Origin of the sequence: Curtobacterium sp. MCSS17_006, from assembly GCF_003234215.1 — a bacterium.
Taxonomy (GTDB): Bacteria; Actinomycetota; Actinomycetes; order Actinomycetales; family Microbacteriaceae; genus Curtobacterium; species Curtobacterium flaccumfaciens.
The window spans coordinates 65,596-77,676 of record NZ_QKSO01000013.1 but is presented as its reverse complement, the minus strand read 5'-3'; the positions used below and the strand labels follow the sequence as shown (position 1 = coordinate 77,676).

Genomic DNA, 12,081 nt, shown 5'->3' with positions numbered 1-12,081 from the left:
CCGTTCACCCCATGAGCACACAGACGGATCCGTTGGAGCAACACGTCGCCGTGTTCGGAGGGAGCGGGAGCGGGAAGACCGTGCTGCTGTCGTCGTTCTACGGCGGCGCGCAGGAACCGAGCTTCCGCCGAACCAAGGGGTACGCCGTCCGAGCCGTGGACAAGGCGCAGGGTCGGAAGCTGCACCAGAACTACCTCGGCATGCGCGATTCAGCGTCGGCCCCGACGGCGAACCGCTTCGCGTCGACCGAGTACGCGTTCACGATCGAACCGACTGCCGATGCGACGTCGAAGTCGAAGGTCCGGGGGAAGCCGAAGGCCGCGAAGACGCTCCGGGTCGTGTGGCACGACTACCCCGGCGAGTGGTTCGAGCAGGACCCGTCCTCAGCGGAGGAAGCCGAGCGGAGGGTCGAGACGTTCCGTTCGCTGCTCAGCGCCGACGTGGCGATCCTGATGGTGGACGGACAGCGTGTGGCGGAGCACCCGGGCGAGGAGGAACGGTACCTGAAGGCGTTGCTGACGGACTTCCACACCGGGCTGTCCGAGCTCCGCGACGACGTGCTGAACGGCGGGCGACGACTCGCCCGGTTCCCGCGGATCTGGGCGATCGGGCTGTCGAAGTCCGACCTGCTGCCGGACGTCGACGTCGAGCGGTTCCGCGAGCTGGTGCTCGGCAAGGCGGGCGGGGAGCTCGAGGAACTGCGGTCGGTCCTGCGGAGCTACGTCGAGGACCCGGACGCGCTCGACGTCGGTGAGGACTTCCTCCTGTTGTCGTCGGCGCGCTTCGAGCCCGGCAGGATCGACGTCGGGACACGCACCGGGGTCGACCTGCTCATGCCGATCACCGCCATGCTCCCCTTCGAGCGGTTCGCCAAGTGGGCCACGAACAAGCAGCGCGCCGTCGCCGTCGCCGAACAGCTCCTGCGGTTCGCCGGGCCGGTCCTGGGGTTCCTCGGGAGCAAGCGTCTCAAGCTCCCCGGACCGGTCGGTGCCCTGGTCGGGCTCGTCGCGGGCGAGGCCGGTCGACGCGGAACGAAGTTCGCTGCCGCGCGCGTGGCCAAGCTGAAGAAGGAGACGACGGCCGAGGCGGACTTCGTGACCGCCGTGCTCGAACGCTTCGCCGACGACCTCGACCGGGGTGTCGCGCAACGGATCCTCCGTCGGGGCGACGCGTGACGTTGATCTGGGCCACGCGTGGCCGGACCTGGGGCTTCCGTTTCCTGATGCCCGACGGGAGCGGGGACGACCCGCTCCGGGCCTACGACGAGGCGTTCGACGGCGTGGGTGACGCGGCCGAGGTCCTTCGACACCAGGACGGGTCCGCGGCCCTGCGGTTCACCGACCCCGAGGGTCGGCGCGATCGTGCCGGTCGTCCGATCCCCCACGAGTTCGTGCTCTTCCCGCCGCTGAGCGAGCGCGTTCGCTCGATGGACGACGCCCTGACGGAAGTCTGGCCGCTGGTGCGTGACCGGTACGCCGCAGTGTGGGACCGGCCGACCCCGCCCGCTGCCTGACGTCAGATCTGGCGGGCGGACGCCGAGCACGACGAAGCCCCCGGAGCAGATGCTCCGGGGGCTTCGTTCAGTTCGTCGAGACTCAGACGGACTCGCGCTGGCGGCGGACCGAGCCGCGGACCAGCAGGAGGCCACCACCGAGGACGACAGCGCCGCCGGCGACCCAGAGGGCCAGGGCGGAGACGGTCGAACCCGTGAAGGCCAGCGTGCCGTCGGTGCCGTTGCCAGCACCGGCGACCGGCACGGCAACAGCGTCAGCCGGGGCGACGGTGAAGGCCGCGAAGCCGACGACGCCCGAGGTGGCGCCGGTGGCGGTCAGGTTGTAGGTGCCCGAGGCACCCTGGGGGAACGTGACGCGCACGACGAGCGAGCCGTCCGACGCAGCGGTGTAGCTCTCCGAGACGGTCGTGGTCGGCAGTGCGCCGAGCGTGACCGCACCGGCACCGGTGACCTGGACGTTGACGGTCTCGTTGTCCTGGAACGCACCCTCGCTGAAGTTCACCGAGGCGGTCCCACCGGCGACGGCGGAGCCGGAGACGGTGACGTTCGAGTCAGGCGTGTAGCCGGCGGCGTTGGCGACGGCCGGAGTGGCGAGCAGTGCGGCACCAGCCAGCACCACCGCTGCGATGAGCTTCTTCATGAAGTGAATCCCCTAGAGATCTGATTTCCAGACCCTGACACCCAGAGCCCGCTGATCCGCCGGTCGTCGTCCCGAACCATGGTTATGGCGGGTGCTATGGCGAAGTTCCCTCAATCTAGCGGGTTTTCACAGTTATGTGCCAGATCCTTCGGATTTTGGTCTTCGGCCGTCATGTGTTCACCGTGAACAAGTGAGCTCAACCGGCGCTCGTGTCGACCTTTATGTGGACACCAGGGATAAAAATCCCTGGTCAGCAGGAGGCTTGCCTCGGATTTCACCATCCCTGATCATCAGGTCAGGAGGCTTTGCAGTCAGACAGCCCTATCCGATGCCCCCCAGAGTGGGGGCGTGCCGTTCGCGCTGAACGGATGCTCGACAGGATGCAGTTCGCTCATCAGCCCGCTGCGAGCGGGTCCTCGCACGAGAATGTGAGCGGCTCCGTCTTGGTGGAGCGAACGCCGGGCGTCGATGTCGCACTGACCGGCGCCCGCGCGGATTTCGCCTCGCCCAGGAAGGCGACGCGGAACGTCAAGCTCTCCCCCGGCGCGAGCAACGTCTGCAGCTGCCCCACCGGGTGACCGCCGTCCGTCGCCGTCTGCAGTGCAGTGGTCTCGCCGTCCTTCGTGGCACCGAGGAAGATCGCGTTCTCCGGGGCGTAGGCGGCGATGAGCGTCTTGATCTTGCCCGGCTCCACGCCGAAGTTGCCGCCACCGGTGACGTACGCGGGCAGGCTGGTCGCCGCGTCGGCCGGCGCGGTGTTCTTCAGGGTGACCTCGACGACGGAGATCGGGCGCCCGTCCTTCCGACACACCGAACTGCCGACGGACACGCGCTTGTCGAGGTAGTAGTCCATCTTCGAGCCGGTGCCGTCGTTCAGGTAGACGGCGAACTGACGCGAGTCCGCGGAAGCCGTCGGGAGTTCACCGGCCACCGGTGTGCCACTGATCCACCGCTGTTCTGCCCTCTCGGCGCTCCAGACCCGCAGCCGGCCTTCGCCCGAGCTCTTCGTCAACGCGGAGACGAACTGCTTCGCGTCGAATCCACCGGACGACACCTTCTCGAACACCGCACTGGCTGCAGAGGCGAAGAACGCGTCCTGCACCACCGGGTCCGGGTACTTCGCGTAGACGTCGCTCAGCAGCAGCTTGACGGCGTTGTCCGATGTCAGGGTGTCGCCGGACGGCAACTGCACAGGGCCGGTCGCCTTGAGGATGTAGCTGAGCGTCACGGGATCCATCGCCAGGACGCCGTCCGTCTGCTGTCCGAACCTCTGCTTCCACATCTCGCGCGCGAGCTTTGCCGACACGTCGAAGCGCGGCGTCAGCGTGACGTCCTGCATGTACTCGCCGGTGATGTCCCCGTACAGCCCGCGCGTGTCCGCCGTCAGCGGCAGTACCGGCTGCTCGTACGGTCCGAACGACGACCCCGACGCTTGGTTCCCGAGACTGATGGCACCGTCCCTGGCCTGGAGGAGCGCGACCGCTCCCGGTATCCCGCCGCCTGCGCGGAGCTCAGCGTTGTTCTGGAACAGCAGCACGTAGTTGCGGTCGCCGTCGTGGCCGAGCATGGCCGGGGCCAGCTGCACGATGCGGTTCGCGGTCGTCGCCTGCGCGGACGCTGACGACAACGCGTTCCGCAGCTGACCGACCGCCGTCGTCACCGGTGACAACGTCCCACTGACGTCGATCGCCTCCGCATCGCGGTGCGCGCCGGCGAGCGTCTTGGTCGCCTTCGCCACCGATGGCTGCGCGTCCTCAATCGGCTGGAGATCGATCTTGCCGTTCTTCGGCGCGAACGAGTCCGACCCGAGCTCTCCGACCACACCGGCGACCGGCGTGACCGCGTTCTGCGCGACATCGTCGACGATCACCGAGACCTCGCGGACCGCGCGCAGGTTCGCGCCGAAGAAGGGCACGTGCTGCGCTGCGCCCCACACCGGGTCGCCGGTCAGCGAGCGAGCCGACGCGGCTTCGTCCTCGAGACGCGCCGCAGTCTTCTGAACCGCAGCAGGGTCACCGCCGGTCAATTGCGACCGCAGCGTGTCGACGTCACCGACTGCGCGTTCCAGATGCCCCTTCGCGAGGAAGGCACGGATCCCCACCCAGGCGACAGCGAGGATGAGCAGCAGGACAAGGGCGAGGACGACCCACAGAACGATCCGGGCCCTGGACCCCCGGTGAACTGCAGTGCGTCGCGACTCGGGCGCGTCGGACATGAGGCGATCCTACGGTTCCTCATGTCCGATCTGCCTCACTGACGCACCGAGTCCGCGTGTTCGCGGTACCAGTCGATGGTGCTGCGGAGGCCTTCTTCGAGTCCGATCTGTGCCCTCCACCCGGCGTCCGCCAGCTTCGACACGTCGAGGAGCTTCTGCGGGGTCCCGTCCGGCTTGCTGGTGTCCCAGACCGTCTCGCCCTCGAACCCGACGATCTTGCCGATCGTCTCGGCGATCTCCTTGATCGTGACGTCCGACCCGGTCCCCACGTTGACCTGGTCCGGACCGTCGTAGTGCTCCATGAGGTGGAACACGGCAGCTGCCATGTCGTCGACGTGCAGGAACTCTCGACGAGGTGAACCGGTCCCCCAGTTCTCCACCGTCGGCGCACCGGTGCGAGCGGCTTCGTCGTACCGGCGGATGAGGGCCGGCAGGACGTGCGAGCCCCTCGGTGAGAAGTTGTCGCCAGGGCCGTAGAGGTTGGTCGGCATAGCCGAGATCCATGGACGGCCAAACTGCCGACGGACGGCCTGCACCTGCAGGATGCCAGCGATCTTGGCGATGGCGTACGCGTCGTTCGTCGGCTCGAGGTGCCCGGTGAGCAACGCGTCCTCGTGGATCGGCTGCTCGGCCATCTTCGGGTAGATGCAAGACGAGCCGAGGAACACGAGCCGTTCAACACCGTGCTCCACCGCGGCATCCATCACGTTGACCTGGATCTGCAGGTTCTCGCTCAGGAAGTCGTGCGGGTAGGTGTTGTTCGCCATGATCCCGCCGACCTTCGCGGCGGCGAGGACGACGTGCTTCGGCTGCTGCTCAGCGAAGAAGGCGAAGACGGCGCTACGGTCCTTCAGGTCGAGCTCGGACGAGGTCCGCCCAACGAGGTCGGTGAAGCCCTCCGACTTGAGCTTGCGTAGGACAGCCGAGCCCACCAGGCCGCGGTGTCCCGCGACGTAGACGCGGTCAGACCGGTCGATCGGACCAGTGCTGAATTCGGTGGTGTCCATCAGGCACCCCAGCTCTCGAGCCGGACGGTGTCGATCCAGGGACGGCCCTCGTGCTCGAGGGCGGAGATGTCGGCGTCGACCATGATCCTCGCCAGCTCGGCGGTGTCGACCGTCGCTTCCCAGCCGAGCTTCGCCTTGGCCTTCGAGGCGTCGCCGACGAGCGCGTCGACCTCGCTGGGCCGCAGGTAGCGCTCGTCGAACCTCACGTGGTCTTCCCAGTTCAACCCGGCGTGCGAGAACGCTGTGGTCAGGAAGTCCTTGACCGTGAAGTCGCCACCGGTCGCGAGGACGAAGTCGTCCGGCTCGTCGACCTGCAGCATCCGCCACATGCCCTCGACGTACTCGGCTGCGTAGCCCCAGTCGCGCACGGAGTCGAGGTTGCCGAGGTACACGTGGTCCTCGAGGCCGGCCTTGATCCGGGCCACTGCCCGGGTGATCTTGCGGGTGACGAACGTCTCACCACGACGCGGCGACTCGTGGTTGAACAGGATGCCGTTGACCGCGAACATCCCGTAGGCCTCGCGGTAGTTCCGGGTCACCCAGTAGCTGTAGACCTTCGCCGCACCGTACGGGGAGCGCGGCCAGAAGGGCGTCTCCTCGTTCTGCGGCGGCGGGGTCGCCCCGAACATCTCGGATGACGACGCCTGGTAGAAGCGCGTGTGGATGCCGGACACACGGACTGCCTCGAGCATGCGCATCGTGCCCACACCGGTCACGTCGCCGGTGTGCTCCGGCTCGTCGAACGAGACCCGCACGTGCGACTGCGCCGCGAGGTTGTAGACCTCGTCGGGCTTCAGTTCGCTCAGCAGGCTGACGAGTCGCGCACCGTCGCCCAAGTCCCCGTAGTGCAGGAACAGCTTGGCGTTAGGGATGTGCGGGTCCACGTACAGGTGGTCGATCCGCGACGTGTTGAACGTCGAAGCACGACGGATGAGTCCGTGGACCTCGTACCCCTTACGAAGGAGCAGTTCGGCCAGGTACGAGCCATCCTGCCCGGTGATGCCCGTTATGAGCGCGCGCTTGGTCAAGCTTTCCCCGATTCTCTGGTGCCCGAGTTCTGCCGGCCAGCGGCCAAGCTCCGCAGCAACTGCGTAAAGATATCGAACGAAGAACGGGGGCTGAGTCGATTCGACCGGAATCGACGTCCGTTCTCGCCCAAAGCAGCGGATCGCGCGGGATCCCTCGCGAGCGTTTCTGCCGCGTTTAGCAAGGAGCGCGGGTCCCCTGCCGGAACGACAACCCCCGCCTCTGCCAAGAGCACCTCGTTGGCAGTGATGCTCCCAGGGTCCGTCGCCGCGATGACCGGCAGCCCTGTACTGAAGTAGGAAGTGATCTTGCTCGGTACCGCCATCCCAGCGACCCCGGGTCGCTCGTTCACGAGGAGCGCGTCCGCAGCACCGAGCGCCAGCCTGAATTCGTCGTCCGGAAGTGAAGCCATAAGCGAAAGCGATGGAACGTTCGCTGCGAGTTCGGCAAGTCGCTCCCGCTGGTTTCCGTCACCGATCAAGACGAAACGGACGCTGCTGCCCTGTTCAGCTGCCAAGCGGGCTGCGTCAATCACGTTCTCAAGGCCTTGCTTCACCCCCATGTTTCCAGCGTGCAATACGACATGTTCGTCCTCATGCCAGCCCAGGCGCTCACGCACCTCGGCTCTGTCCACGTTGGAGGCGTCGTCGAGGTGCGACCAGTTCCGAACGACTGTCACAGCATTCGGACTGACGCCCATATCCTGAACGACTGTGTCCCGAAAGCGCTCGTGGATGACCACCACCGCGTCGGCGGAGCGGAGACACCATCGTTCGATCAGAGCGATCGCCCGCCCCGCGAAGCCAGAATTACGGTCCCCGATCTCGCGGAGACCTAGGGTGTATAGGTCCTGAACCCAGACGACCACGGGGCGACGACTCGTGACCCTGACCTTCAATAGAGCAACTATCGCGCCTAGCAGGGCGGGCGAGACGAGGACAACCACGTCGGGGCGCCCAAAGCGCGTCGTCACAGCGGCCACGCCGAAAGAGAGTTCAGACAAGGCACGGGCGATTCCCCCCGGGCTAGATGGCAGTCGGTGCCGACGACGCACCACGGCAACACCGTCCTCCTCCGAAGTCCGAGACCGGGGCGGCCGAGGTTCTCGGAAAGCCCACTGCGGGTAGTGCGGGAACGACGAGATCACTCGACTCCTGGCCCCACGAGCAGCAAGCTCACGTGCGAGGCCGGCCGAGTAAGGCGCGATGCCAGTGCTCTCTGGCGCGTAGTTGATGCCCACCAACAGGACCGAGAGGCGTTTGTCCACCCGGAGAACATAACAGTTGCTAGCCAAGGGAAGGTCTGCGAAGGGACGTTCGCAGCATGGGCTCTGCTTGCTGCGGCGGACAACGCGTCGGCCTCATGGACACCAACGACAACGAACCAGCTGATGCGACACTCTGCTCTCCCAACCCTGCGGTGGGCACTGTGCTCAGTCGGGCACTGGGATCGAGCCCGAACATCAGGAGTGCCGTCGGGCGGTCGGGCCAGCGCGACGTGCCAAATTGCTGGAGGCGCGGACTCGGCATGTGCGCACCAAGTGTGGAGCACCCGCCACGAGCGCCGCTGAATCAGCTCCAGCCGCGGCAGCCATACCGACGCTGCGTTCGCCCCAGCCGCCCACGCTACGATCGTCCTCCCGAGTGCATATAATTTCACCCGCGACCGAAGAAGTGCCGCGCGAGCCCGCCAAGTGAAAGCGCCACAATGATCGATGATGCAGATGTACCCGTCGTGTCGCTTGCAAAAGCGCCCGGGGAACGCGCCGCGTGGGGCCGTCCCATATACGTGGTCTTCGCTTGGGCTGCAGTCGAACTGCTTCTAGTGCGAAACCCCTGGCAGATCTCCTCGAAACTCCGAGTTTGGGCGTTGCGAAAATTTGGTGCACAAATCGGGAGCGGGGTCATATTCCGTCCGGATACGCGCGTGAAGTTTCCCTGGAATCTGTCGGTAGGAGACAATTGCTGGATAGGCGAGGGGGTGTGGTTCCATAACCAGCAGATGATTACACTCGGGCACGACGTCGTAATTTCCCAGCAGACACTGCTAACGACCGGCAGTCACAAGCACAGGACGAACATGGCCCTTGTCATGCGCCCGATCATGATCCATGACGGCTGCTGGATCACGTCTCGGTGCCTAATCACCGGCGGAGTGACGATTGGTAGGTCTGCGCTGATTACGCCCATGACGGTCATCAGCTCGGACGTGCAGCCGAACACGAAAGTCTCAGGCCAAGCGACTCGAACTGTCGGGAAGCGTTTTCAGTGACCAAATATAAGCCTGTAAGAATAACTCACGTTGTGACTTACGCGTCGGAAGACGGAGCGTTCGGCGGACCGCTGGCGGTTGCGATCGAGCAAACTCGGGAGCTCGCGGCGCTGGGTCACGATGTCGAGCTGGTTATGGGTTGGGATGGGCGGGCAGCGGTGTCTGTGCCTGGCGTGAAAGTTCGCTTGTTCAGGTTACGGCGTTTGCCGCGGGCCGGATTCAGCGGAATGTTCTCTTTCGCGATGCAACGTTACTTAAGCGCATCCGCAGGCGAGCGGGACGTCCTGCACGTCCACCTCGGCCGCGACCTCGTCACGGCACCCATCGCACGGCAGGCTGTCGCCAACAGAACCCCGTTGTTCCTTCAGACACACGGGATGGTGTCACCTGATCGACGCCTTCGTGCCGTTGCGTTCGACCGGCTGTACATCAAGCGGGCGCTCACCGAGGCGTCTAGCGTCCTGACGCTCACCGACGATGAGGAGAAGGGCATCGAAGTGCTTTCGGGTGGACGGAGCTCGACCGATCGCGTGACCAACGGAGTGTCTCGAGCGACGTCCGCCGACGGATCTCGCGGCCAGATCCATTCGCATAGGATCGAGATTCTGTTCCTGGCACGTCTCCACCCTAGGAAACGGGTGCTCACGTTCGCACGAGCAGCAGCTATCGTCACCCAACGTTTACCGCTCGTCGACTTCACGGTAGTAGGGCCTGACGAGGGCGACCTCGACGAACTACGAGAATTTATCGCCGATAACCAGCTCGACCAAAGGCTGCACTACGAGGGTCCCATCAGTCCCGGGCACGCCCGTGCACGGATTGCCGAAGCATCCGTCTACGTACTTCCCAGCGTCGGCGAGGTCATACCGATGTCGGTCCTCGAAGCGCTAGCGGCAGGTACGCCCACGATCATCACGCGGAGCAATGGCCTAGCAGCGGTTCTTGAGGAGAATCAGGCCGCCGTAGTAATCGACGATTCGCCCGAGGCGCTTGCGGAAGCGATTGAGGACCTTGCGGGCTCGGCGTCACGCCGCGCAAGTCTCGCAACTGCGGGCGCGCAAGTCGTGGAGAGAAGCTTCAGCGCAACGGCCGTTGCCGAGCACCTCGAGCGAATCTACGAAGCACACGCCTGATATACAATTGCCACGGATTATCAAACCTAGCTCTTGAGTTGCCTTCCCCTTTGGGCATAAAGCCAAGTCTTCACTTCAGCAACCCAACGGCCTAGATCGTGCCCCTGGCTGAACGACAGCGCACTCGCCGACATCGCAGCGAGTTGACTGCGATCTCTGGCAATACTGCTGATCAATTGGGTCCAAGATGCCGTGTCGTCAACCGGGAGTACCCAACCTCTTCCGTCCTGCAGTCGCCAGTTGACGTCTCCCGCGCGATCGCTCGACATCACAGGGACGCCTGCCGCCAAAGCTTCATCCACGACCAGGCCATAGGGGTCCCCCTCAGTAGGAAATAGCAGGACGTCGGCCGCGCCGTAGACAGCAGGGATCTCGTCGGACTGGATGAAAGGGGAGACCTCGACCTGGGGACCCATGATTGTCGCCCAGTGTTCCAATTCGGCTCGCAGCGGCCCGTCTCCGACAAAACGGATATTCACATCGGGATGAGAGCCAAGCACTGGCTCCAAGGCACGAACCAACATTCTCAAGCCCTTGCCCTCAATCATTCGACCCAGGTAGAGAAGGCGTAGCGTGTTGCAAGCAGTTCGGCGTTGCGCCGCACGGCCAAGCCCGTGAACATCGACAGCGTGATGTAGTCGGTGGATCTTGCGGGCCCCGTACCTTCGCACATAGGCATCGGATTGTGGCCCGGGGGTCAGGACAGAACTAGCAGACGAGAAGAAAAGACGCTTAGCAGCTTCTTTCGGCCAAGTCCGCTTAACCCAGGAGTCCCAAGTCATGAGCGCGTACAGAGCGACGTGACGCCCCCTCAGCCGGTGCAGCCAAACAAGCCAGAGCTTCGGCTCGTGGTGGAACGTGAAAATTGTGCTCGGATTCGCCTTCCGGTAGGCACGCCACAAGTGACGAATGAATGACGAAGCACGTTGCTCGCCATCATCCGAGATGAAGGTGTGCCTGAATTTCAGCGTACGAGGGTCCACCTCCCAACTCCGCTCTGGGTCCAAGTGCCTGTTGAACCAACACTCGAAATCTATCTCTCCATCTGCTGCAAGCGCATTGAAGCGATCGCGCCAATACGGGTTCACGGCGGGCAACCAGAACACAAGCCGAGTCATTGGCACAGCTCCTCATATCGCTCGTAGATAGAATCTCTCGTCTGCGTGGCCAAAGAAACCCAATGCTCGCGGGGAGCCGTAACTAGGGCCCGGACCTGCGCCATCAGGACTTCCGGCTCGAAGTTGTCGACCGAGTGAACGAACTCCTCGTGGCCAATACCGGCAAGGACACCGGGAGTCTTTTCTTGGTAAGAAAGCCCGACAGCGGGCGTGCCGACCGAAAGCGCCATAATGCACGAGTGCAGACGAGTTCCCACAATGATTGCGGCGTTCGAATATTCGTCGTATAGGTGAACGACGTCCGTGTTCGTATCGACGGAAGGATTGCTGCGGGAGAGTGCCTGAATCCGGCGGGCTACTTGAACGTCATCTTGATCGTGCTCGCCAAGGGACGAGTGCCCGCCGATAACCACCTCATATCCGGACTCCGCTGCCAGATCGGCTAGTAGCGCCATTTGTTGGACGTATCGCTCGAAGCGGACTGCTGAAACGGATCTAGACCAAGTCCAGTCCATCACGACGAGTCGAAGGGTGGCTTTTCCCCGAGAGGCTGGGGCGCCAAACTCGAGTCCGGGGTAGAAGGCGACATCATCGACCACGTGAAGTTCATCGAAATGCGGCTCTCGGCTTGACGCGTCGAGTGATCGGATCTCACGGACAACCACCGAAACGTCTTTGAGAGCCCACTCAACAACTACGCGGTCGAGCCATCGGTCGATTGGGCCGATACTCTGGGGCATCATCAGGACGTTGCGCAACGCCGCAACACCGAACTTCACTGAAAGAAGACTGTGCCAGAGGCTCATGTTGAACCTCCGCTTGGATGAGTACATATACCCGCCACCAGCGATCACGAGCGTGTCGTAATCACCGCGTAGCCGTTTCGCACCGAGCTTGCCGTGCGAGGCGATTGAGGCAATCGCCTTGACGGAAGCTCCCAGGAGGACGGCCAGCCGCACCGCCCGTGATCCCTGACCTGAGGCTGGAAAAGCCACCACCGGGGGGACGACGGGGAGGCCGAGCCGCCCGTAGGCATCACCATCGTCATACCGCGATGCGATGGCGACCGACTCGGCTCCCAAGTCTCTCAGCAGCCGCGCCGTTGACAGCATAATCGCCGCATCACCGGCGTTCTTGTACGAGTAGGCGTTCACAATG

General features: G+C 64.2%; 10 protein-coding genes. 3 read left to right on the top strand and 7 right to left on the bottom strand.

All coding sequences use genetic code 11. From position 1 onward, the window contains the following. Positions 1 to 11: 11 nt before the first annotated feature. Together DEJ21_RS13135 and DEJ21_RS13130 are read left to right on the top strand one after the other, a co-directional pair. Positions 12 to 1,175, top strand: a complete 1,164-nt coding sequence (locus DEJ21_RS13135) for an ATP/GTP-binding protein (RefSeq protein ID WP_111224871.1) — start codon at positions 12 to 14, stop codon at positions 1,173 to 1,175. Between the two features lie 47 nt (positions 1,176 to 1,222). Beyond that, positions 1,223 to 1,513 carry a hypothetical protein gene (locus DEJ21_RS13130; RefSeq protein ID WP_250892802.1) on the top strand — a complete coding sequence of 97 codons (291 nt, stop codon included), beginning with the start codon at positions 1,223 to 1,225 and terminating at the stop codon, positions 1,511 to 1,513. An 82-nt stretch (positions 1,514 to 1,595) separates the two neighbouring features. On the opposite strand, the gene DEJ21_RS13125 is transcribed toward DEJ21_RS13130, so the two are convergent. The 5 genes from DEJ21_RS13125 to DEJ21_RS13105 all read right to left on the bottom strand — a co-directional run bounded on the left by DEJ21_RS13125 (position 1,596) and on the right by DEJ21_RS13105 (position 7,641). Beyond that, positions 1,596 to 2,153 carry a hypothetical protein gene (locus DEJ21_RS13125; RefSeq protein WP_111224869.1) on the bottom strand — a complete coding sequence of 186 codons (558 nt, stop codon included), beginning with the start codon at positions 2,151 to 2,153 and terminating at the stop codon, positions 1,596 to 1,598. 394 nt (positions 2,154 to 2,547) lie between these two features. Then, positions 2,548 to 4,368: a DUF4012 domain-containing protein gene (locus DEJ21_RS13120; RefSeq protein ID WP_111224868.1), complete on the bottom strand. Its 1,821-nt coding sequence runs from the start codon at positions 4,366 to 4,368 to the stop codon at positions 2,548 to 2,550. A gap of 35 nt (positions 4,369 to 4,403) precedes the next feature. After that, on the bottom strand, positions 4,404 to 5,375 hold the full coding sequence (locus tag DEJ21_RS13115; RefSeq protein ID WP_111224867.1) for a GDP-L-fucose synthase: 972 nt from the start codon (positions 5,373 to 5,375) through the stop codon (positions 4,404 to 4,406). Next, positions 5,375 to 6,403 carry a GDP-mannose 4,6-dehydratase gene (gene gmd / locus DEJ21_RS13110; protein WP_111224866.1) on the bottom strand — a complete coding sequence of 343 codons (1,029 nt, stop codon included), beginning with the start codon at positions 6,401 to 6,403 and terminating at the stop codon, positions 5,375 to 5,377. Before gmd ends, DEJ21_RS13115 begins: the two co-directional genes overlap by 1 nt. Further along, positions 6,400 to 7,641, bottom strand: coding sequence for a glycosyltransferase family 4 protein (locus tag DEJ21_RS13105; protein WP_258375065.1), 1,242 nt, complete (start codon positions 7,639 to 7,641; stop codon positions 6,400 to 6,402). The genes gmd and DEJ21_RS13105 overlap by 4 nt, the downstream gene beginning before the upstream one ends. A 1,027-nt stretch (positions 7,642 to 8,668) precedes the next feature. Here DEJ21_RS13105 and DEJ21_RS13095 point away from each other — a divergent pair. Further along, positions 8,669 to 9,805, top strand: coding sequence for a glycosyltransferase (locus tag DEJ21_RS13095; protein ID WP_111224863.1), 1,137 nt, complete (start codon positions 8,669 to 8,671; stop codon positions 9,803 to 9,805). Between the two features lie 26 nt (positions 9,806 to 9,831). Here DEJ21_RS13095 and DEJ21_RS18290 read toward each other — a convergent pair whose 3' ends face one another. Further along, positions 9,832 to 10,587, bottom strand: a complete 756-nt coding sequence (locus DEJ21_RS18290; protein WP_258375063.1) for a glycosyltransferase family 4 protein — start codon at positions 10,585 to 10,587, stop codon at positions 9,832 to 9,834. A gap of 332 nt (positions 10,588 to 10,919) precedes the next feature. After that, a complete protein-coding gene (locus DEJ21_RS13085) occupies positions 10,920 to 12,077 on the bottom strand; it encodes a polysaccharide pyruvyl transferase family protein (RefSeq protein WP_181435882.1) in 1,158 nt (385 codons plus the stop codon). Positions 12,078 to 12,081 lie beyond the last annotated feature (4 nt).